Source organism: Ruegeria sp. D4, assembly GCF_056534475.1.
This window is the reverse complement of the sequence record NZ_JBQFPJ010000011.1, coordinates 59,552-80,364: the sequence shown is the minus strand read 5'-3', so window position 1 is coordinate 80,364 and position 20,813 is coordinate 59,552. Positions and strand designations below refer to the sequence as shown.

17 protein-coding genes are annotated in these 20,813 nt (G+C 58.0%); 6 read left to right on the top strand and 11 right to left on the bottom strand.

Going from position 1 to position 20,813, the window contains the following annotated elements:
• Positions 1-50: 50 nt before the first annotated feature.
• From ACR0MI_RS15235 to acs, 4 genes are all read right to left on the bottom strand, one after another.
• Complete coding sequence (locus tag ACR0MI_RS15235) at positions 51-1,835, bottom strand: sodium:solute symporter family protein (protein ID WP_170616216.1); 1,785 nt, start codon at positions 1,833-1,835, stop codon at positions 51-53.
• Between the two features lie 5 nt (positions 1,836-1,840).
• Entirely contained in the window at positions 1,841-2,125 is a 285-nt protein-coding gene (locus ACR0MI_RS15230; protein ID WP_170348424.1) for a DUF4212 domain-containing protein, read from the bottom strand.
• 186 nt (positions 2,126-2,311) lie between these two features.
• Positions 2,312-2,995, bottom strand: coding sequence for an adenylate kinase (locus ACR0MI_RS15225; RefSeq protein ID WP_480854793.1), 684 nt, complete (start codon positions 2,993-2,995; stop codon positions 2,312-2,314).
• A gap of 7 nt (positions 2,996-3,002) precedes the next feature.
• Positions 3,003-4,967, bottom strand: coding sequence for an acetate--CoA ligase (gene acs, locus ACR0MI_RS15220; RefSeq protein WP_170616223.1), 1,965 nt, complete (start codon positions 4,965-4,967; stop codon positions 3,003-3,005).
• 427 nt (positions 4,968-5,394) lie between these two features.
• Between acs and ACR0MI_RS15215 the strand changes: the two genes are divergently transcribed.
• From ACR0MI_RS15215 to ACR0MI_RS15205, 3 genes are read left to right on the top strand one after another with little or no spacing between them, the layout of a single operon-like run.
• On the top strand, positions 5,395-6,411 hold the full coding sequence (locus ACR0MI_RS15215; protein ID WP_170616225.1) for a C4-dicarboxylate TRAP transporter substrate-binding protein: 1,017 nt from the start codon (positions 5,395-5,397) through the stop codon (positions 6,409-6,411).
• A gap of 59 nt (positions 6,412-6,470) precedes the next feature.
• Positions 6,471-7,100, top strand: coding sequence for a TRAP transporter small permease (locus ACR0MI_RS15210; protein ID WP_170616227.1), 630 nt, complete (start codon positions 6,471-6,473; stop codon positions 7,098-7,100).
• A gap of 3 nt (positions 7,101-7,103) precedes the next feature.
• Positions 7,104-8,507 (top strand): TRAP transporter large permease, encoded by a 1,404-nt coding sequence (locus ACR0MI_RS15205; RefSeq protein ID WP_170616230.1) that lies wholly within the window; start codon positions 7,104-7,106, stop codon positions 8,505-8,507.
• Positions 8,508-8,761: 254 nt separating this feature from the next.
• On the opposite strand, the gene ACR0MI_RS15200 is transcribed toward ACR0MI_RS15205, so the two are convergent.
• Genes ACR0MI_RS15200 through rocF form a run of 3 tightly spaced genes read right to left on the bottom strand, consistent with a single transcriptional unit; the run spans position 8,762 to position 11,655 of the window.
• Complete coding sequence (locus ACR0MI_RS15200) at positions 8,762-9,808, bottom strand: ornithine cyclodeaminase (RefSeq protein ID WP_170616383.1); 1,047 nt, start codon at positions 9,806-9,808, stop codon at positions 8,762-8,764.
• 6 nt (positions 9,809-9,814) lie between these two features.
• Positions 9,815-10,735 (bottom strand): citrulline utilization hydrolase CtlX, encoded by a 921-nt coding sequence (gene ctlX, locus ACR0MI_RS15195; protein WP_170817262.1) that lies wholly within the window; start codon positions 10,733-10,735, stop codon positions 9,815-9,817.
• The gene (gene rocF / locus ACR0MI_RS15190) at positions 10,735-11,655 is read right to left on the bottom strand and encodes an arginase (protein WP_170616235.1); all 921 of its coding nucleotides are present in this window, start codon (positions 11,653-11,655) and stop codon (positions 10,735-10,737) included. Before rocF ends, ctlX begins: the two co-directional genes overlap by 1 nt.
• Before the next feature lie 86 nt (positions 11,656-11,741).
• On the opposite strand from rocF, the gene ACR0MI_RS15185 reads away from it, so the two are divergent.
• Positions 11,742-12,170, top strand: a complete 429-nt coding sequence (locus ACR0MI_RS15185) for an Lrp/AsnC family transcriptional regulator (protein WP_170616238.1) — start codon at positions 11,742-11,744, stop codon at positions 12,168-12,170.
• 133 nt (positions 12,171-12,303) lie between these two features.
• Positions 12,304-14,913, top strand: a complete 2,610-nt coding sequence (gene mprF / locus ACR0MI_RS15180; RefSeq protein ID WP_170817263.1) for a bifunctional lysylphosphatidylglycerol flippase/synthetase MprF — start codon at positions 12,304-12,306, stop codon at positions 14,911-14,913.
• A gap of 3 nt (positions 14,914-14,916) precedes the next feature.
• Here mprF and ACR0MI_RS15175 read toward each other — a convergent pair whose 3' ends face one another.
• The 4 genes from ACR0MI_RS15175 to ACR0MI_RS15160 all read right to left on the bottom strand — a co-directional run bounded on the left by ACR0MI_RS15175 (position 14,917) and on the right by ACR0MI_RS15160 (position 18,992).
• Positions 14,917-16,479: an efflux transporter outer membrane subunit gene (locus ACR0MI_RS15175; protein WP_170616243.1), complete on the bottom strand. Its 1,563-nt coding sequence runs from the start codon at positions 16,477-16,479 to the stop codon at positions 14,917-14,919.
• 11 nt (positions 16,480-16,490) lie between these two features.
• Positions 16,491-17,636: an HlyD family secretion protein gene (locus tag ACR0MI_RS15170; protein ID WP_170616245.1), complete on the bottom strand. Its 1,146-nt coding sequence runs from the start codon at positions 17,634-17,636 to the stop codon at positions 16,491-16,493.
• 21 nt (positions 17,637-17,657) lie between these two features.
• Positions 17,658-18,020: a DUF3302 domain-containing protein gene (locus ACR0MI_RS15165; RefSeq protein WP_170616246.1), complete on the bottom strand. Its 363-nt coding sequence runs from the start codon at positions 18,018-18,020 to the stop codon at positions 17,658-17,660.
• 210 nt (positions 18,021-18,230) lie between these two features.
• Positions 18,231-18,992 (bottom strand): DeoR/GlpR family DNA-binding transcription regulator, encoded by a 762-nt coding sequence (locus tag ACR0MI_RS15160; protein ID WP_170616248.1) that lies wholly within the window; start codon positions 18,990-18,992, stop codon positions 18,231-18,233.
• 190 nt (positions 18,993-19,182) lie between these two features.
• On the opposite strand from ACR0MI_RS15160, the gene glpD reads away from it, so the two are divergent.
• Positions 19,183-20,778, top strand: a complete 1,596-nt coding sequence (gene glpD / locus ACR0MI_RS15155) for a glycerol-3-phosphate dehydrogenase (protein WP_170616250.1) — start codon at positions 19,183-19,185, stop codon at positions 20,776-20,778.
• Positions 20,779-20,813 lie beyond the last annotated feature (35 nt).

Genomic DNA, 20,813 nt, shown 5'->3' with positions numbered 1-20,813 from the left:
AGTGGATCGAAAGATGTGGTCAGCCATGGAGGGTACCGACCACATCAGGCTCATTTGTTCTGAGCTGCGCCCGCACCACGGGGAATGCGCACGCTTTCGACCAATTCGACGATCTCCGGCGGAGTCTCTTTGGTCATACCGGCGACGACGTAAGCAACGCCGAAGTTGATCATTGCACCAATAGCGCCGAACGAAGTCGACTTGATCGGACCCAAAAGCGGGTCAGCATCGGTAAACGAGTTGGTGTCCGGAATGAACAGCCAGCCCTTGTGCAGGAAGATGTAGACCAAGGTCACGGTCAGACCTGCCAGCATACCAGCAACTGCGCCAGTGTTGTTGATGCGGGTCGAGAAGATCCCCATCATCAGTGCCGGGAAGATTGAGGCCGCCGCCAGACCGAAGGCAAGTGCCACGGTTTGCGCCGCAAAGCCCGGTGGGTTCAGACCCAGGTAGGTTGCAACGACGATGGCCACGGCCATGGCGATACGAGCCGCCAGTAGTTCTCCTTTTTCAGAGATCTGCGGGTTGATCGCACCTTTGACAAGGTCGTGGGACACCGCCGACGAGATCGCCAGCAACAGACCCGCAGCGGTCGACAGGGCAGCCGCAAGACCACCGGCCGCGACCAGACCGATCACCCAACCCGGCAGGTTGGCGATTTCGGGGTTGGCCAGAACCAGGATGTCGCGGTTGAACTTGGTCAGTTCGTTACCAACCCAGCCTTTTTCTTCCGCAATAGCCTGCATGTCGGCATTCGCGTCATTGTAGTACTGGATCTTGCCGTCGCCGTTCTTGTCTTCCCAGTCCAGCAGACCGGTTTTCTGCCACGTCTGCATCCAGTCGTAACGTGGATCGGTGTCGATGTCTTCAACCGAAACAGCGCCACCTTCGATGCCACCGTTGGGCCACATCATGTCGGTGATGTTCAGTCGCGCCATTGCGCCAACCGCAGGGGCAGTCAGGTACAGCAGAGCGATGAAGACCAGCGTCCAGCCAGCCGACCAGCGGGCGTCAGACACTTTCGGCACGGTGAAGAAGCGCATGATCACGTGCGGCAGACCTGCAGTGCCGATCATCAGCGACAGTGTAAACAGTACCATGTTCAGCGTGTTCGAGTGGTGGGCGGTATATTCGTTGAAGCCCAACTCGGTCACGATCGCGTCCAGCTTGCTCAGCAGAGGCTCTCCGCCTGCGGTGTCGCCGAACAGTCCCAGCGCCGGGATCGGAGTGCCGGTCAGCTGCAGCGAGATGAAGATCGCCGGGATCGTGTAGGCGGTGATCAGCACGCAGTACTGAGCGACCTGAGTGTAGGTCACACCTTTCATCCCACCGAAAACTGCGTAGGCAAACACGACACAGGCACCGATCAGCAGACCGGATGTGTTCGACACTTCAAGGAAGCGGCCGAAGGCCACGCCAACGCCGGTCATCTGGCCGATAACATAGGTCACCGAAGCCACGATCAGACAGATCACCGCAACGATACGGGCGGTCTGGCTGTAGAAGCGGTCACCGATGAATTCCGATACGGTGAACTTGCCGAACTTACGCAGGTAAGGTGCAAGCAGCAGTGCCAGCAGCACGTAGCCACCGGTCCAACCCATCAGGAAGGTCGAGTTGTCATAGCCGGTAAAGGCAATCAGGCCCGCCATCGAGATGAATGAGGCCGCGGACATCCAGTCCGCCGCTGTCGCCATACCGTTGGTGACCGGGTGAACGCCGCGACCGGCGGCGTAGAATTCGGATGTGGATCCCGCACGGGCCCAGATCGCGATGCCGATGTACAGTGCGAACGACGCGCCGACAAACAGCAGGTTGATGGTAAACTGGTCCATGGGGGTTACTCCTCATCCACGCCGTATTCGGCGTCCAGCTTGTTCATGCGCCAGGCGTAGTTGAAGATCAGCACCAGAAAGACCAGAATCGATCCCTGCTGAGCGAACCAAAAGCCCAGGTCGGTGCCGCCAACAGCGATACCCGACAGCAGCGGACGCAGCAGGATGCCGAATCCGAAAGACACCAGCGCCCAGATCACGAGGCTGATGTAGATGAGGCGCAGGTTGGCCTGCCAATAGCCCTTATCGGCCTCGGCAGCCTGCGCGGAGTTTGTAGATTGATCCGCCATCGCGGGTTCCTCCTTCGCTTCGTCGTTGAGCGGCCCCTTGCCCAACTCCTCCAGTGCGTTGGGCCGCCTCTCGAATGCGCCGAACGCCGGGTGGCGTTTGGCAAAACTCCTCCGGTCCGCCAAGGCGGGTCCGTTGAAGTATTCTTTTGTTGGATCAGAGCCCCAAATTGGGCTTCACTTATCCCCTTAACTCATCGCGTCGCCGACGATCTGTTCCAGATCACTGGCGATGTCTTCGATCCGGCCCATAGCGTTGGTCCGTTTCAAAACCTCATGACTGTCGTAGTAGTCGATCAGCGGAGCGGTCTGCGCATGGTAGGCTTCCAGCCGGGACGCAACGGTTACCGCATTATCATCTGCGCGGCGCTTGAACTCCGTGTGACCGCATTTGTCACATTTTCCTTCGACCGCCGGTTTCTTGAACTGATCGTGGTACCCCTCACCGCAGCCAGCACAGGTATAGCGGCCCGAGATGCGGGTGATCATCTCGGCATCCTCCACCTCAAGGCTGATCGCGGCGCTGATCTTCTGACCGTTTTCGGCCAACAGTCCATCCAACGCTTCGGCCTGAACAGTAGTCCGCGGGAATCCGTCCAGAATGACACCCTTGGCGCAATCCGGTTCCGCCATCCGGTCGCGCAGGATGGCTATGACGATCTCGTCACCGACAAGATCGCCGGCTTCCATCACGGCCTTCGCGGCCTTGCCCGCTTCGGTTCCGGCAGCAACGGCGGCCCGAAGCAGATCGCCGGTGCTCAGTTGAACCAGCCCGAACTTTTCTTCAAGCATGCGGGCCTGTGTGCCCTTCCCGGCGCCCGGAGGGCCAAGAAGGATCAGAACGGCGGGTGTGGTGATCGTGGCAGCGTCCATCACATCCTCACTTGTTCGCACGGTTTTCGATCAGGTCTTCGACGACCGACGGATCAGCCAGTGTCGAAGTATCACCCAAGCTGCCAAAGTCGTTTTCGGCAATCTTGCGCAGGATACGGCGCATGATCTTGCCCGAGCGTGTCTTGGGCAGGCCAGGCGCCCACTGGATCACATCCGGGCTGGCGATCGGGCCGATTTCGGTCCGCACCCAGGTGCGCAGTTCTTTCAGCAGTTCGTCGCTGGGCTCACGATCATTCATCAGGGTGACATAGCAATAGATGCCTTGCCCCTTGATTTCATGGGGGTAGCCAACGACAGCGGCTTCGGCGACGGCGGCATGCGCGACCAGTGCGCTTTCCACCTCGGCCGTGCCCATACGGTGCCCGGATACGTTGATCACATCGTCAACGCGACCAGTGATCCAGTAATCGCCATCTTCATCACGGCGGCAGCCGTCACCAGTGAAGTAATAGCCCTTGTAGTCCGAGAAATAGGTCTTTTCGAACCGCTCGTGATCGCCCCAGACGGTGCGCATCTGGCCCGGCCAGCTGTCCTTGATGCACAGAACGCCTTCGACCCCATTGCCCTCAATCTCAACACCGGATTGCGGGTCCAGAACCACCGGCACAATGCCGAAGAACGGTTTCATGGCCGAGCCGGGTTTCATCGCGTGTGCGCCGGGCAGGGGGGTCATCAAGTGACCGCCGGTTTCGGTTTGCCACCAGGTATCAACGATGGGGCATTTCCCTTTGCCGACAACTTCGTTGTACCAGTTCCAGGCTTCGGGGTTGATGGGCTCGCCCACTGTGCCCAGAACGCGCAGGTCGCTCAGGTCGCATTTGTCGACGAATTCATTGCCTTGTCCCATCAGGGCACGGATTGCGGTCGGCGCGGTGTAGAACTGGTTCACCTTGTGCTTTTCGCAGACCTGCCAGAACCGCGAGGCGTCCGGAAATGTCGGCACACCCTCGAACATCAGCGTGGTCGCGCCGTTGGCCAGTGGGCCGTAGACGATATAGCTGTGGCCCGTGACCCAACCCACATCTGCGGTGCACCAGTACACGTCACCATCGTGATAATCGAAAGTGATCTCATGCGTCATGGCTGCATAGACCAGATAGCCGCCGGTGGTATGCACCACGCCTTTGGGCTGACCGGTTGAGCCAGAGGTATAAAGGATGAACAGCGGGTCTTCCGCGCTCATCTCGGCGGGCGCGCAGTAGTCATCCGCCTCAAGCGCCATTTCGTTGTAGTCGTGGTCACGCCCATCCACCCATGTGGTTTGGCCACCGGTCCGCTTGACCACCAGACATTTCACGGTGTCCTTGCAGTGCAGCAAAGCCGCATCGGCATTCGATTTCAGTGGCGTCTTGCGGCCACCGCGCGGGGCTTCGTCGGCAGTAATCAGGACCTTGGCGTCGCAGCCATTGACCCGCGCTGCCAGGGCGTCCGGGGAAAAACCTGCGAAAACAATCGAATGGATCGCCCCAATCCGGGCGCAGGCCAGCATGGCATAGGCGGCTTCGGGGATCATCGGCAGATAGATCACGACCCGGTCGCCCTTGCGCACGCCCATTGATTCCAGAATGTTGGCCATCCGGCAGGTGCGGCGGTGCAACTCGGCATAGGTGATGTGCTGCGCTGCGTCGTTTGGATCATCCGGCTCCCAAATGATCGCGGTTTGATCGCCGCGTGTCGCCAGGTGACGGTCCAGACAGTTTGCCGAAACATTCAGCGTGCCATCGGCATACCAGTTGATCTTCACCGAGCCAAAGCTGTAGTCCACATCCTTGACCTGAGTATAAGGCTTGATCCAGTCGACGCGCTTGCCCTGTTCATCCCAGAAGACATCAGGATCACTGACAGAGGCTGCATACATTGCCGCGTATTTGTCAGCATCGATATGCGCACGGGACACGATTTCTGCGGATGGCGGATATGTTTTGGCATCTGCCTGGGCAGCGGTTGTCATACTGAGGCTCCTCCCTCTAGGACTGGATATTTATGAACCGATTTTGCCCGTCAAACAGGCAATGTCGACCCGTTTCCTCCCGATTGCGAATATACGGGGTTCTGAAAACAAATAAATAAATTGCCGTAGTTCCACGATTTGTTTGTAAACAAATTTCGTTATCTGGTTAAAAAGTGTAAAGAAATACGAAAAGTATAAAAAAAATGTAAAAATAACAATGCCTACCGTGTAACTGTTTTCGAACTGCAGTTTTCCGGAATTTCCCGGATGCCTTTTGGATTCCCAATTCTTCTTTCGATTGTACCGGCAGGTCGCGCCCTGAAGGCGGCAACTCATAAGCGTCTGCGGGGTTGGCACATCCGGATGTTGGCGCTAGCTTTATGTCCAAGCGCTCTGACCAAGGGGCGCATCACAGGGAGAGATCACTATGAACAGGATGTTAAGCGCCGCCGCCGTCGCGGCCATTGGCGTGGCCTTTGCAGGCGAAGCCGTTGCGACCGAATGGAACGCCTCGGTCTGGGGCAAGCGCCGCGCATTTACAGAGCATGTTGAAAAGCTGTCCGAACTGGTTGCCGAAAAGACCGGCGGCGAGTTCACGATCAACGTCAGCTATGGCGGTTTGTCAAAACCCAGGGAAAACCTGGACGGGATCGAGATCGGCGCATTTGAAATGGCGCAGTTCTGTGCGGGCTATCATCGGGACAAGAACCGGGCGATCACCGTTCTCGAACTTCCGTTTCTGGGCGTGAACAATCTGGACGAGGAAGTGGCGGTCAGCCACGCGGTTTATGACCACCCGGCCGTCAAAGAAGAAATGGCGCAGTGGAACGCCCGGATCATCATGACGTCGCCCATGCCGCAGTATAACCTTGTCGGCACGGGCGAGCCGCGCGACACCCTTGCCGCTTTTGATGGAATGCGCGTGCGCGCGACCGGTGGGTTGGGCAAAGCGTTTGAAGCCGTAGGGGGCGTGCCAACATCAGTGCCCGCCACCGAAGCGTTCAACGCGATGGAATCCGGCGTTGTCGATACTGTGGCATTTGCCCAGCACGCACACCTGTCCTTCGGCACCATCAACGAAGCCGACTGGTGGACGGCCAACCTGAACCCTGGCACCGTAAACTGCCCGGTCGTGGTGAACATCGACGCCTATGAGGCGCTTCCGGCAGAGCATCGCGAGGCACTGGACAGTTCGATTGACGAGGCGATCGATCATTATCTGGCCAATTACGGGGCCCTGCTTGAAAAGTGGGACGGTGTTCTTGAGGAAAAAGGCGTTCAGAAAGTCATGATTGACGACGCCGTCCTTCAGGAGTTCCGCGCCAAGGCGGCCGATCCGATCCGCGAACAGTGGATTGCCGACATGACCGATCAGGGTCTGCCTGCGCAGGACCTGTACGATCTTGTTCAGTCGACACTGCAGCAGCAACGCGGCGGAAACTGATGTTATGAACCGGATGCCATCGGGCGTCCGGTTCTCTTCAACGACAAGGAAAAAGCAGGATGGCGGGACAGGCCACCGTGCTGGAGGATGGCAGTCGTCTCAGCCGTCTGGACCAGCATCTTCTTCGGGCAGAAAGACTGCTGGCCCTGATCAGCGGTCTGGCGGTTTTCTCACTGATGGTTCTTGCCGTTGTATCGGTGAGCGGCCGGAATGCGCTTAACGCACCATTGCCGGGCTATGTCGACTGGATTGAACAGGCGATGCCGCTGATCGCATTCCTGGGCGTTTCCTACGTGCAGCGAGATGGCGGGCATATTCGCATGGACATCGTCATCGCGCGTCTTCGCGGCCGGGCGCTTTGGTTCTTCGAGACGATTTCCGTCGTCTTGATCCTTGTCTTGATGATGGCCCTTGTCTGGGGCAGCTGGTCCCATTTCGAGCGGTCGTTTGATTTTGCCGCGCCGATGTGGAGCAGGGACAGTTCCATCGACATTGGTATCCCTCTGTGGCCGGCCAAACTGTTGGCTCCGGTGGCGTTCTCCGTTCTGTGCCTGCGTCTTGTTCTGCAGATCTGGGGCTATGGGCGCGCGTTTGTTCTGGGGCTGGATCACCCGGTCGCTGTGCCTCTTATCCAGGACGCGGCCGCGCAGGCCGCCGCCGAGGCCGATCAGTTCGAAGGACAAGGCTGACTCATGGACACGATTGATATCGGATTGTGGGTCACAGGCGGCCTGTTGTTTTTGGTGGTCACAGGAATGCGCGTCGCCTTTGCGGCGGGGCTGGCAGGTCTTGTTGGGCTGGTATGGATTTTCTGGGCCAAGTTCGGATATGACCCCGATCGCTTTGGCAAGGCGCTGACGGTGGCAGTGAAAACGGCCGGACAGGTGCCGCATTCCAAGGTGGCCTCGCACACGCTCAGCCTGATCCCGACATTCATACTCATCGGCTATCTGGCCTACTATGCCGGGCTGACCCGCGCCTTGTTCGAGGCGGCAAAACGCTGGATTGCCTGGGTTCCGGGTGGTTTGGCGGTGTCGACCGTATTCGCCACCGCAGGCTTTGCCGCCGTTTCGGGCGCGTCCGTCGCCACGTCTGCCGTTTTCGCCCGTGTTGCAATCCCCGAGATGCTGGAGGTCGGGTACAACAAGCGATTTGCAGCAGGCGTTGTCGCCGCCGGCGGGACATTGGCTTCCTTGATCCCACCGTCCGCCATCCTTGTGATCTATGCGATCATCGTCGAGCAGGATGTTGGCAAGCTTTTGCTGGCCGGGTTTATTCCCGGCGCGTTCTCGGCGGTCATTTATGGGGGCCTGATTGTCGGTATCGCCGTTGTGTTCAAATCAGTCGGCCCGCCGGTAACAGGCTTTACCTGGAAGCAGCGTTTCGCATCGCTGCCCGGGGCAATGCCAATCGTCGCGGTGATCCTGATCATTATCTGTTTTGTCTACAACCCATTTGGCGAAAAAGCCTGGGGCACGCCGACCGAGGGTGGGGCAATCGGAGCCTTTATCGTGTTCTGCTTTGCCCTTTATCACGGCATGCGCTGGGGTGAATTGAAGTCGGCGCTGCTGGAAACCGCCAAGCTGACGGCGATGATTTTTTCGATCATCTGGGGCGTTCTGATCTACGTCCGTTTTCTGGGTTTCGCCGATCTACCCGGAGCGTTCTCCGACTGGATCACGTCGCTTGAAATGTCGCCCATGCTGATCCTGATCTGCATCCTGTTGGCCTATGCCGTGCTTGGCATGTTCATGGACGCGATCGGCATGCTGTTGTTGACATTGCCTGTTGTATACCCTGCGGTAATGGCACTGAACGGCGGCGAAGCTGTCAGCGCTGCCGAGAGTGCTTTTGGAATGTCCGGCCCGATGTGTGCGATCTGGTTTGGAATTCTGGTGGTCAAAATGGCCGAATTTTGCCTGATCACGCCGCCAATCGGGCTGAATTGCTTTGTTGTGGCTGGAGTGCGTCCGGATCTTAGTGTTCAGGATGTCTTCAAAGGCGTGACACCGTTCTTTGTGGCCGACGCCGTTACCATCGCCCTGCTCGTGGCCTTTCCGGGTATCGTACTCTATCTGCCGTCCCTGGCTGGTTGACCTGGGTTTTTGCGAGGCTCTGCCTCGCGCTCCGGGATATTTTTGGCCAGATGAAGTAACGGATCTTTAATCAAATTGTCGGATACGGGATTGGCGGTACAGGCAGGGATGCCGATGACCGCGCCAGGTGAAGCTCTCCGGACCAATGGTCGGAGAGCGGATCCCTTGTTCATCTGGCCAACAATATCCCGGGGGAGTCGCTCGAAGGGCGGCGGGGGCAGCGCCCCCTTGACCATTGAAACCCCCAGCTGGTTTCAGGTTTCGGCGCGCATCAACATGCCATAGAGGTCACGTGGATCGTCGGGGTCCGCCAGCATGTCCAACGGCTCGAAGAAGTCTGTCTCTTCGATGGCGCGTTTGATGTAACGAAGGGCAGAAAAATCCTCGATCGCAAAACCGACACTGTCGAATAGTGTAATCGCCCGTTCATCCGTGCGCCCCTTGGCCTGGCCTGTCATCACCTGCCAGATTTCAGTCACGGGGTGGTCTGAGTCCAGGGCCTGAATTTCGCCTTCGATCCGCGTTTGCTCGGGGTATTCAACAAATATTTCCGAACGCAGCAGGATATCCTTGTGCAACTCGGTCTTGCCCGGGCAATCACCGCCGATTGCGTTTATGTGAACGCCGGGACCGACCATGTTGTCCGTCAGAATGGTGGCGTATTTCTTGTCAGCTGTACAAGTGGTGATGATCTGGGCGCCTTCGATGGCGTCTTCTGCCGTTTTGCAGGAAACAACAGTCAGACCCTTGCCTTGCAGGTTTGCCGCGCATTTGGCCGTTGCATTCGTGTCGGTGTCATACAGCCGTACAGTGTCGATGCCGCACATTGCCTTAAACGCCAGGCACTGGAACTCGGATTGAGCGCCATTGCCGATCATGGCCATCGTCGTTGCGGATTTCGGTGCCAGATAGCTGCCGACCAAGGCAGAGGTTGCTGCTGTTCTCAGGGCCGTCAGCATGGTCATTTCAGTCAAGAGGGTGGGATAGCCCGTGTAAACATCCGCCAGCAACCCGAACGCGGTCACGGTCTGCAGACCCTCGGACGTGTTTTTTGGATGCCCGTTCACATACTTGAAACCGTATGCCTCACCATCCGAAGTTGGCATCAATTCAATCACGCCATGGGGGGAATGGGCGGGGATTCGGGGCGTTTTGTCGAAGCTTTCCCATCGCTTGAAGTCAGATTCGATCTGCGCGGCAATCTGCGTGATCATCTTTTCAAGGCCGACATGATGGACGAGGCGCATCATGTTGTCGACAGAAACAAAGGGCACAAGCGCCTTGTCAGAAGGTTGCATCAGGATCTCCTATCGGCGGGACAGGTGAATGCCTGCGATCATGCAGCGCACGGATCCACCCGCTGTTTCAATTGTGGGAACCGAAAGCGGCAGTGGTTTTGCACTGGCTTCGATTATGGAAATCTGTTCGGGCGTCAGCGCTTCCAGCGCCCGGCTGGACAAAGCCAGGACCAGACCGTCTTGGCCAGCCAGCTCAATGGCGTTGCCCGCGAATTCCGCGATCTGATCGTGGGCCAGGTCGATGACTGCACGACCGGTTTCCTCCAGCCTGGCTTTGACTGTCGCGCGTCGCTCGGGGTCGGTGATCATGTCCAGGCAGATCAGTGCGTATTCGGTGCCGATACCCATCAGAACGTTGGTGTGATAGACATCGCGCCCCAGGGCATCTTTCGCTTCGAAAACAATAGGCTCATAGTTGAAGTGAGTACAGAACCGTTCCAGCAGAACGGGGTCGGCGCGGTTTGATTTTACCGTGTAAGCCACCCGACCAATGTGATCCAGGACCATCGCGCCGGTGCCTTCCAGCGCCAGCTTGTCCTGTTCCAGTCCGGAATAGTCGATCACGTCCTGAACCCGGTATTCCTGTTTCAGCATCTCGATGACGTCGGAACGACGTTCGCGCCGCCTGGAAGGAACGTACATCGGATAGATCGCGACATGCCCACCGGGATGGGTCGAAAACCAGTTGTTCGGGAACACACTGTCGGGTGTGTCCAGTTCTCCGTGATCGTCAAAGACGTGAACCCTGACACCTGCGGCCCGCAGTTGCGCGACTGCCTGATCATGTTCATCGCGCGCCGTAGATGAGGTTGCGGTCGCCGAACGGCTGGCAAGTGTCTGGAACGCATTGTCCCCGTGCGTTTCCGGGTTCGAGGCAAATGCATGCGGCCGGATCATCACGACGGCCGAAGGGGCTTGCAGCGACTGCATCAGAAACTCCGGGTGGGGCGGTCGAATATGCGGCGACCGAGTAACGAGGCGGCCAGATCGACCATCAGTTTTGCGGTTCGGCCGCGTTCATCCAGAAACGGGTTCAACTCTACCAGATCCAGCGAGCGTACGAGGCCGCTTTCATGCAGTAGTTCCATCACCAGATGCGCTTCCCGTTCGGTCGCGCCGCCGGGAACGGTGGTGCCCACGGCAGGTGCGATGGCGGGGTCAAGAAAGTCGACGTCCAGCGAGACGTGCAGGATACCGTTTTCTGCGCGGACGCGGTCCAGAAAGGCCATCAGCGGTGCTTTGATGCCATTTTCGTCAATGCTGCGCATATCGGCCAGCATGGCGCGGTCCTGTTCCAGCGCGGCCCGTTCCGCGGGATCGACCGAGCGCAGGCCGATCATGCCGACGCGGTTGGTGGGCACAGGTGCCGTGAGCGGCGGAAAAGCGTCAAACCCGTGGCGACCGGTGAAATAGGCGACCGGGGTGCCGTGCAAATTGCCGCTGCCGGTGCTGTCGGGCGTGTGAAAGTCGCTATGCGCATCCAGCCACAGAACAAAGAGGGGCCGTCCGATGCTGTGAGCGTGGGTTGCCATTCCTGCGACCGTACCCATCGACAGCGCGTGATCACCCCCCATGAAGATGGGCAAACCTTGGCGGGCGCTTTCTTGCGCCGCACGGCTCAGCGCCTGGGTCCAACCGACACATTCGGGCAAGGCGAACAGGTGAGGATGCTCGGCGGATTGGACGTCGTCAGGGCGGACATCACCGAGGTCCGATACGCTGTGGCCCAGATCCATCAGGGCCTTCTGCAAACCCGCGACGCGATAGGCATCAGGACCCATGCGGCATCCCTGCCGACGTTTTCCGGCGTCCATTGGGGCGCCGACAAGTATTATGTTTTCATTAGCCATGTGTTTGTCTAACCTTTCAACACGGCATCCCGGAAGATAGCAAAGTGCTCAAAAAGAAACCCGGATAAACATACTGGTAAGCGACGATGGACGATTTGGATAGCAGGCTGCTGAACGCATTGCACCGGGATGCGCGCGCCTCGCTGTCGGAGCTGGCGCAGATTCTGGGCGTGACGCGAACAACCGTCCGCAGTCGACTGCATCGTTTGAAACAGTCCGGAGAGATCGTCGGCTTTACCGTTCTGACGCGGCGCGATGTTGCGCAAAGCCCGGTTCGAGGACTAATGATGTTGGAAATCGAAGGCCGGGGAACCGAGCGGACCATGGCAAGGATCGCCGCCATGCGGCAGGTTAGAGCGGTTCATACGACCAATGGCAGCTGGGACCTGATTGCCGAGATCGGGGCCGAAACGCTGGCGGAACTGGACGAGGTTCTGTTTCAGATCCGGCGGATGGAAGGGATCACGCGGTCCGAAACCAACCTGCTGCTTTCAACGCGGAAGGGGCGCGTCTGACAGGGTGGAGGACTTGCTGCCTGTAGCGCTTTGAATGGTAAGGAAATTGTGCCAAACTCCGCCTGGGCGGTCGGGCAGGCTTTAGCGGCTTTAGTTCCGTATACGCGATTGGTTTGAAGCAGGGAATGTCGTGATGACCGTACAGGAAACAAGTGACGATTCCCGGGTTTTGCGGATGGCCGAGAAGGCTGCGGCCATGCTGGAAAGACCCTGGGTTCGTATCGCGGTTCCGATCCTTATCACGATCATTGCGTTGACCGTCCTGCACGAGTTGTCTTCGCATGTGAAATGGTCCGACGTTCAGACCGATATTGCGGGTACGTCCTGGAAGCTCATGTTTTTCGCGCTGTGCTGGACCGCATTCAGTTTTCTGTCGCTGTCCTTTTACGATGTGTTTGCGGTTAAAAGCTTGGCTGAAGACAAGGTTCCGCTGCCGGTCGCCGGAATGGCCGGGGCCAGTGGCTATGCTGTGTCAAACTGTCTGGGGTTTTCCTACATCACGGGAACCGCGATCCGGTATCGGATCTATGCGTCGCTTGGGCTGGATCTGGCCCGTGTGGCCGGGGTTATCGCGACCTCGTGGGTGGCCTTCTGGATGGGTATGGTCCTGATCCTTGGCATCTTGCTGACGTTGCATCCGGACGGGATATCTCAGGTTCTTCCGATCAGTGAAACGACCGAAACCGTAATCGGCCTGTGCCTGCTGGCCGGGTTGGCGGCTCTGTTTGTCTGGCTTGCCAGCGGCGGGCGCCGTCTGGCGTATGGTGGGTTTGGCTTCAACCTGCCCGGAGGAAAGCTGGCCAGCCTTTTGACGGTGGCGGCAGTAGGGGATCTTTTTGGCGCATCAATGACACTGTATGTTTTGATGCCGAACGATCTGGGCGTCGGGTTTCCCTATTTCTTTGCCATCTACGTGGCGGCAATTGCCGTCGGTATCCTCAGCCACGCACCCGGCGGGATCGGTGTGTTCGAGGCTACACTGATCGCGGGTCTCGGCGCCTCTGGCCGATCGGATGTGATCGCAGCCTTGTTGCTGTATCGCGTGGTTTACACGTTTCTGCCCTTCGTCATCGCCAGCCTGTCCATTGCAGTGGCCTATGCGCTGACACAGCGCGACAGGATTGGCGGAGCAGCCAGCTGGGTCTATCGCGCTTTTCGCCCGATTGTTCCAATGGTTGCAGCTGGCGTTTCTGCAGTGGCGGGCGTTGTATTACTGGTGTCCGGCGCGCTGCCGTCCAATTCCCAAAGCCTTGGCGCGTTACGCGAGGTATTGCCGCTTTCGTTCGTCGAAGCCTCGCATCTGGCGGGCAGTGTGGTTGGGGTTCTGCTGATCCTCGTATCACGCGGCTTGTTCCGTAAGCTCTATCGCGCCTGGGTCGTCGCGATGGTTCTTATGGTGGCCGGGTTCATCGCTTCGCTCACCCGCGGCCTGGATATCCATGAAGCGCTGAGTATGGTGGTGACCATTGCCGTTCTTGCCGTGTTTCGCGGCGCGTTTTATCGGGTCAGCGGCGCGTCGGTCTTCCGTCTGAATATTCCATGGCTGGTCAGTGTGCTGGCACTGATGGCGGTGATTTTTTGGATCGGTTTGTTCGCGTATTCGCACGTTGAGTATCAAAACGCCCTGTGGTGGGAGTTCGCCTGGAACGGCGATGCCTCGCGTTTTCTCAGGTCCAGTCTGGTGGTTGCGGTTATCCTTGGGGTGGTGGCTGTAAATTCCCTGTTCGGGCGCGAAATCCCGGTTCCTGTGCGAACCGAAATACCGGAGGCGGTGGAACGGCTTGCGTTGCAAAGCGAAGACACCGAAGCCCAGATTTCATTGACTGGCGACAAGCAGTTCCTGATTTCGCCGGATGAAACCGCGTTTCTTGCCTATGCCGACACCGGAAACGCGCTGATCACCAAGGGAGAGCCTGTGGGCGATGAGACCGCGGGTCAGCAGCTGATCTGGCAACTGCGCGAACGGGCGGACCGCGAGGGCAAGCTGTGTGCTTTCTACAGTGTTTCGACCAAATACCTGCCAACCTTTCTGGATCTGGGCCTTTCGATCCTGAAAATCGGCGAAGTCGCGCGGGTTCCGCTGCAAGGGTTTTCGCTGGACGGCAAGTCACGCAAACGGTTTCGGCAGGCCAAGAACAGGGCCATACGTGATGGCTATGTGTTCGAGATCATTCCGAAGGAAGACCTGAAACCGGTCTTGCCGGAATTGCGTGAAATCTCGGATCACTGGCTGGCCGGTAAGGCAGGCGAAGAGAAGGGCTTTGCCTTGGGAGGTTTCGACGACGATTACCTTTCGTATTTCGATCACGCCGTTTTGCGCAATGTCGAGACGGGCAGGATCGTGGCCTTCGCCAATCTGTTTCAGGGCGGGAACAAGTCTGAACTGTCGTTGGACCTGATGCGTTACGAGCCTGACAGCGCCAGTTTTGTCATGGATGCGCTGTTTGCCGAGATGATGGTGTGGGGGTCCGAGCAGGGGTTCCACTGGTTTTCGCTCGGGGCTGCGCCGTTCTCAGGGATCGAGAACCGGCAACTGGCTTCGCTCTGGAACCGGATCGGGGGGTTTGTTTACGAACACGGCGAGCAGTTCTATCACTTCGAAGGCCTGCGCGCGTTCAAACAGAAATTCGACCCCGAGTGGAGCCCGAACTATCTGGCAAGCCCCGGCGGTCTGGCGGCGCCACGCATCCTCTACGAGGTGAATATCCTGATCTCTGGCGGGTTGCGGGGGCTGACAAAATAGAACCTAGTTCAGGCTGACACCGGTCGGGGTCTTTTCCAGCAGATCACCCCAGTCGGTGCGGTATGCCATTTCGGCCAGAACGGTACCGGGCAAGAACTCCTGATTCTGCCGGATCTGCCATCCACCGCCCAAACCTTTGTAAATGGCGACTAGATTGCTGGACACTTGTTGACGTGCGCTGATCAGGTTGGCTTGCGACCGCAACAGGGCGGTTTGCGTGTTTAAAATCCGCGAATAGCTGGCGATGCCATCACGGTATTGGCTGATTGCAATCTCGGCGGCCCGGCGCGAGGCCGTAACGCTGTTCTGATAGAATTCGACCTGCTTGCGGGCCTGCGCATAGGCGACCATGGCGCTTTCAACTTCGGAATAGGCGGTCAGGACCGTGTTCTGATAGTTGGCGATCAGGGCCTGATACGCGGCGTCTTGCGCCCGCACGTTATTCTTGATCCGACCATAGTTGAGTACGTTCCAGACGACACCCGCGCTGGCCAGCCCGGTGGTGCTGTTGGCGTTGAACAGGTCGCGCCCGCCCGATGCCTGCAGACCGATTGAACCCGAAAGGATGAACTGCGGATAAAGATCGGCCATCGCAATCCCGACCTGCGCGGATTGCGTTGCCGCTGCCAGTTCAGCGGCCCGCACATCCGGGCGACGGCGCAACAATTCGGCAGGGACACCGACCGCGACATTGGACCGTGCCGAGGGGATGCGGCCAGAATTTCCAAGCAGGCTGGTCAAGCGCGATGGCGGCTGCCCCAGCAAGACGGCCAACGCATTCTTGGCTTGCTGCAAGTCGCTTTGCAGTTCAGGAACCAGCGCTTTTGTATTGTTCAACAAGGCGGTGGATTCCTGCACATCCAACTCGGTCGTGACGCCGTTGTTGAACCGCAGCTGCGTCAGATCCGCAGATTCCTGCTGAAGTCGGATATTCTCCTGTGCAACGATCAGGGATTCCTGCAATGCGCGGATATTGACGTAAAGGGCGGCAACATCACCCGTCAGCGTCACAAGGGCATCGTCATAGTTGGCAACCTGCAACGCCAGATTGGACCGTGCAGCCTGAACGCCGCGCCGCTGCGCGCCCCAGACATCCAGTTCCCATTGCGCGTCGAACCCGACCTGCGAAGTCGAGAACTCCGTGTCCAGCGGGATGATGCGGTTGATATCGGACACTGGATTGAGGTTGTCGCTGATCTGCCGCCTTTCAAGCGAGGCACCGACTGCCTGCGATTGCGGATAAAGCTCTCCAAACGCGATGCCCAACTGCGCCCGCGCCTGCAGCACACGCGCCCCGGCCACCTGCAAGGTCAGATTTTGCGCGTAGGCCTCGGCGATCAGTCTGTTCAGGGTGGGGTCGTTGAACGTTTCCCACCATTTTACCACGGGCGCGCTGCGCGAGGTCAGTCCGCTTTGCCCCGTGTTGGGATTGTTCACTTCGATCCATTGTTTGACGACCGGAGAGTTCGGGCGCACAAAGTCCGGGCCAACCGGAGTGCAGGCTGCAAAGGTCACGACACAAAGCGCGCTGCCCATCAATCTGCGGAAGGTTCTGGCCCGTATCATGATGCGCGTCCTCAAATATCCAGCGGTCGGATGAAGTTGGCGAAGGAATAAAGGCGGATGTTGATGCGCCTGAGAAACTCGAAGCTCTTGCCCTGACCGGTATAAATCGCCACTGCCGCGTGACCGCCCGCAGGGAAGGTGTGCCCCTCAGGGATATCGACCGAAATCTGCACGGCGATCCGTCCGGGTAATTTGGGCAGCTCAAAGCCGGGCAGGCGGCCTGAAGGCAGGTATTGACCTTGCCGGGTGGCCCACCAGATCGCCTCGACCTTGCCGGTCAGGATTTCGCCGGGATACAGGTCCAGCGCCACCTCAACCGGCTGACCGGGTTCGACGAATTTCAGGTTCTGTTGACGGTAGGTGGCCAGGACATAGGGATTGTCCTTTGTTACAAAGCTTGCGATTGCACCCAGACGGATATCCCCGACAACCAGGCCAGGTCGGGCCTGCTGGGAAACGATCATGCCGTCTTCGGGCGCATAGATCGTCGTGTTATCAAGGAAGTACTTGGCTTCGTCCAACTGTGACTGGGCCTGCAGGATACCGGTATTGACGCCATCAATCTGCGAGGCTTGCGCCAGTTTTGCTTTTTCAAGATTGGCTTCGGCTTCGTGCACCTGTGCCTGATCCTCAGTGACCTGTTCGTTCCATCGGTCAAGCTCATCCTGACGGGCGCCGCCTGCAGGAACAAGATTCTCGTATCGGGCCTGTTGCGTCTTCGCATAGGCCAACTGCGCATTTGCACGCTCAATTGCCTCGGACGCGGCTATGACATCCTGTTCAAGAATCTTCGCATTCTGCTCAGCGGCAACAAGCTGGGCTGTCGCGTTGTCCACCGCAAGCGAGAACACCGTATCGTCAAAACGATAAAGCGGGTCGCCCTTTTTGACCTCGGTGTTGGGTTCAACCAGAACCTCGGTCAAAACCGTTGGTTGCGTCAAACGGGGAACAATCTGGATAGTTGACCTGACAACATGACTGTCGATCGAGAATGGCTGAAAAAACCGCAAGGCGACCAGAAAGATCAGCAGCAAATGTGCGCCAACCCAGAACGAGACGATGCCCCAGACGATATTGAATTTCAGCCATTGCGCCTTGAAGAAAATGAACCAGACGAAAATGATGTAAAACAGCGTGATGCCAAGGGCGACGAACATGTGTTTTGACTTCCTTTGGCCTTAGCTTTTCTGCGCGTCGTCTGTATCAAGCGCGTCGCGGTATTCCGGTTTCACGACGCCGCCCAACCGTTTTATTTCATTCCGGATGGCATCTTTTTCTTCATCTGGTCCGCGGCGAAAATCAACGGTTACACCGTCGTGGAAAGCCCAGATAAAGGCGTGAACCCAGGGAACGATGGCCAAAAAACCCATCCAGCCCATGATCTTGACGGCCTCGGCATGCGGGTGATTGCGCTTGATCGCGATGCGACCGGGCAACCCCATGATGAACAGGAACAAGCCCATGACCGCCGCAAGCAGCAATATCAGCGCGACAAATGTCAGGTAGTCATAAAATTCCAGCGGCTGACCCAGTAACCCCATGCTCGTGCCTCCATTTTGGGAAGGTACCCCATCCTCAGGCGTAGGTGCCCGGTACGTCAATCGAATTGTCTCTGCCCGGCGGGATCAGGCCCAAATCAAGTGACCCCAAAGGCAAGAACAACCGTAAATTGTCCCGATACTGGCAGGCGATTGGATATGTGGCAAGGAATGGGGCAATGAAACCGGCAGAAATGTAATCCGCACCGCAGGTTAAAGGCAGAGCTTCACCTGAGTCTCCCATTCCTCACATTTAGCGTCCAGATCATGTGGCAAAGCGTGGTCCGTGAAGAACATCCCGATATCGGCCAGCGATGCGATTCGCGCCGGGGCGGTGCGTTGAAACTTGGACTGATCCGCCACAAGAAACGTCTGCCGTGCCTGTGCGATGATCGTCTGGCTGACCTGAACCTCCTGAAAGTCGAAATCCAGAAGATCGCCATCGGCATCCAGTGCCGAACATCCGATGATCGCGTAATCGACCTTGAATTGCCGGATGGTCGAGGCCGTCAAATCTCCGATCAGGCCGCCGTCAGAGCGGCGCAGGACCCCACCCGCCACTACGACCCGGCACTCGGGGTTTTCAACCAGTATGTTGGCAACATTCATGTTGTTGGTCACGACCATCAGATTCTTGTGGTCCAGCAGACGCCGGGCGACGGCTTCGGTCGAGGTACCTATGTTCATGAATACCGATGCCCCGTCCGGAATGCTGGCTGCGCATATTTCGCCAATACGGGACTTGGCCTCTTCATTCAGGCCCCGGCGGTCTTCGTAGCCGATATTTGAAACGCCCGAGTGCAAAACGGCGCCGCCGTGGACCCGGTCGAGTTTCCCCATGTCAGCCAGTTCCGCCAGATCCCTGCGAATGGTCTGCACCGTCACGCTGAACTGTTCCGCCAGCCCTTCGACAGTCACTCGCCCTTGTTGGCGAGCGATTTCCAGTATGTCGGACTGACGGAAGGAAAGAGACATGCAAACTCCTGTCTTCTAAGGTGTATTCGTTTTTGTTCTCTTTTTTCGATTTTTTCAAGAGGAATGGATTTTTAAGTCAATTCGCGACGTAATTTTCGTAAAAGCGAAAGAAAACGAAAATTATAATTGACGAAGCGAAGGCGATTACGGTTAATGCGCATAGTTTTTCCAGACAGAGAATCGACCAGCTATGGAAGCGCAGGAAAACCCGATCACCGACCTTTTCATCATCGGCGGGGGGATCAACGGATGTGGAATCGCGCGGGACGCCGCCGGGCGGGGTCTTTCGGTTAGCCTGGCTGAAATGAACGATCTGGCCTCGGCCACGTCGTCGGCATCGACAAAGCTTTTTCACGGAGGGTTGCGGTATCTCGAATACTTCGAGTTTCGCCTAGTCCGAGAGGCCTTGATCGAACGTGAAACCCTGCTGCGAGCCATGCCGCATATCAGTTGGCCAATGCGCTTTGTGCTGCCCTATCACAAGGACATGCGATTTGACGCGGAAACGCCGACTTCGCGGCTGCTCAGCACAGTGATGCCATGGATGCGGGGCAGGCGTCCGGCCTGGCTGATCCGGTTGGGTCTATTTCTCTATGACCATCTCGGCGGGCGCAAAATCCTGCCGGGCACATCGTCGCTGAACCTGCGATCGGTGCCGGAAGGCAGGCCTTTGCAGGGTAAATTCGAAACCGCCTATGAGTATTCCGACTGCTGGATCGAGGATTCGCGCCTAGTCGTCCTGAACGCCCGCGATGCGCAGGCACGCGGGGCCGAGATCATGGTTCGCACCGAAGTCATGTCTGCAGATCGCGTTGACGGGCTGTGGCGTGTGACGGTTCGAGACCGGGACAGCGGAACCCAACGTGTCATTTGTGCAAAGATGCTGATCAATGCCGGCGGCCCCTGGGTCGGCGACATTATTCAGACCAGGATCCGCATGAATTCGCGCGATGGCGTGCGGTTGGTTCGCGGCAGTCATATCGTGACGCGCAGGCTGTACGATCACGACAAATGCTATTTCTTTCAGGGCGAAGACGGCCGGATCATTTTTGCAATTCCTTATGAGCAGGATTTCACCTTGATCGGAACCACCGATCAGGATCATCCTGATCCGTCCCAGCTGCCGGTCTGCACCGAGGACGAGCAGGACTATCTGTGTGCGTTCGCCTCGAAGTACTTTGATCAACCCGTATCGCGCGAGGATGTCGTATGGACCTATTCCGGCGTACGCCCGCTTTATGATGACGGGGCCAGCAGTGCTACGGCCGCGACGCGGGATTATACGCTCAAGGTCGATGCACAGGGCGGTGCGCCTGTTCTGAATGTCTTCGGCGGAAAAATCACGACCTATCGTCGGCTGGCCGAGAGCGCGATGGAAAAGGTTGCGGAACATTTCCCGGCTCTGTACGGGCCGTGGACCGCTGGTGTCGCGTTGCCGGGGGGTGATTTTCCGGTCGACGGAGTAGAGGATCTGGTTCAAGGCTTACGATCGGATTACGGTTTTCTGGACGAAAAATGGGCGCGCCGTCTGATCCGGGCCTATGGAACCGAAGCGCGCCTGATGCTGGGCGAGGCCCAAAACGCAGAAGATCTGGGGGAGGGGTTTGGAGCTTCGTTCACGGCTCGTGAACTGGCGTGGCTGATGGACCGGGAATTCGCGCGTAATGCCGAGGATGCAATTTGGCGGCGGAACAAATTGGGTCTGCGCCTGAGCAGTGAACAGATCGCGCGCATTCAGCAGTGGATGGATGAGCGGAAAAGATCAGGCGTAGCCGTATCCGCCTGATGGACAGAAAAAAGCCCCGCGGAAAACGCAGGGCT

Excerpts from the sequence above, each read along its gene's own strand:
- ACR0MI_RS15160 (WP_170616248.1), bottom strand. The coding sequence starts at position 18,992 with ATGTCTCTTTCCTTCCGTCAGTCCGACATACTGGAAATCGCTCGCCAA.
- ACR0MI_RS15205 (WP_170616230.1), top strand. The coding sequence starts at position 7,104 with ATGGACACGATTGATATCGGATTGTGGGTCACAGGCGGCCTGTTGTTT.
- ACR0MI_RS15225 (WP_480854793.1), bottom strand. The coding sequence starts at position 2,995 with ATGGACGCTGCCACGATCACCACACCCGCCGTTCTGATCCTTCTTGGC.
- ACR0MI_RS15235 (WP_170616216.1), bottom strand. The coding sequence starts at position 1,835 with ATGGACCAGTTTACCATCAACCTGCTGTTTGTCGGCGCGTCGTTCGCA.
- ACR0MI_RS15215 (WP_170616225.1), top strand. The coding sequence starts at position 5,395 with ATGAACAGGATGTTAAGCGCCGCCGCCGTCGCGGCCATTGGCGTGGCC.
- ACR0MI_RS15175 (WP_170616243.1), bottom strand. The coding sequence starts at position 16,479 with ATGATACGGGCCAGAACCTTCCGCAGATTGATGGGCAGCGCGCTTTGT.
- ACR0MI_RS15230 (WP_170348424.1), bottom strand. The coding sequence starts at position 2,125 with ATGGCGGATCAATCTACAAACTCCGCGCAGGCTGCCGAGGCCGATAAG.
- acs (WP_170616223.1), bottom strand. The coding sequence starts at position 4,967 with ATGACAACCGCTGCCCAGGCAGATGCCAAAACATATCCGCCATCCGCA.
- ctlX (WP_170817262.1), bottom strand. The coding sequence starts at position 10,735 with ATGCAGTCGCTGCAAGCCCCTTCGGCCGTCGTGATGATCCGGCCGCAT.
- ACR0MI_RS15170 (WP_170616245.1), bottom strand. The coding sequence starts at position 17,636 with ATGTTCGTCGCCCTTGGCATCACGCTGTTTTACATCATTTTCGTCTGG.
- ACR0MI_RS15165 (WP_170616246.1), bottom strand. The coding sequence starts at position 18,020 with ATGGGGTTACTGGGTCAGCCGCTGGAATTTTATGACTACCTGACATTT.
- ACR0MI_RS15185 (WP_170616238.1), top strand. The coding sequence starts at position 11,742 with ATGGACGATTTGGATAGCAGGCTGCTGAACGCATTGCACCGGGATGCG.
- mprF (WP_170817263.1), top strand. The coding sequence starts at position 12,304 with ATGACCGTACAGGAAACAAGTGACGATTCCCGGGTTTTGCGGATGGCC.
- rocF (WP_170616235.1), bottom strand. The coding sequence starts at position 11,655 with ATGGCTAATGAAAACATAATACTTGTCGGCGCCCCAATGGACGCCGGA.
- ACR0MI_RS15210 (WP_170616227.1), top strand. The coding sequence starts at position 6,471 with ATGGCGGGACAGGCCACCGTGCTGGAGGATGGCAGTCGTCTCAGCCGT.
- glpD (WP_170616250.1), top strand. The coding sequence starts at position 19,183 with ATGGAAGCGCAGGAAAACCCGATCACCGACCTTTTCATCATCGGCGGG.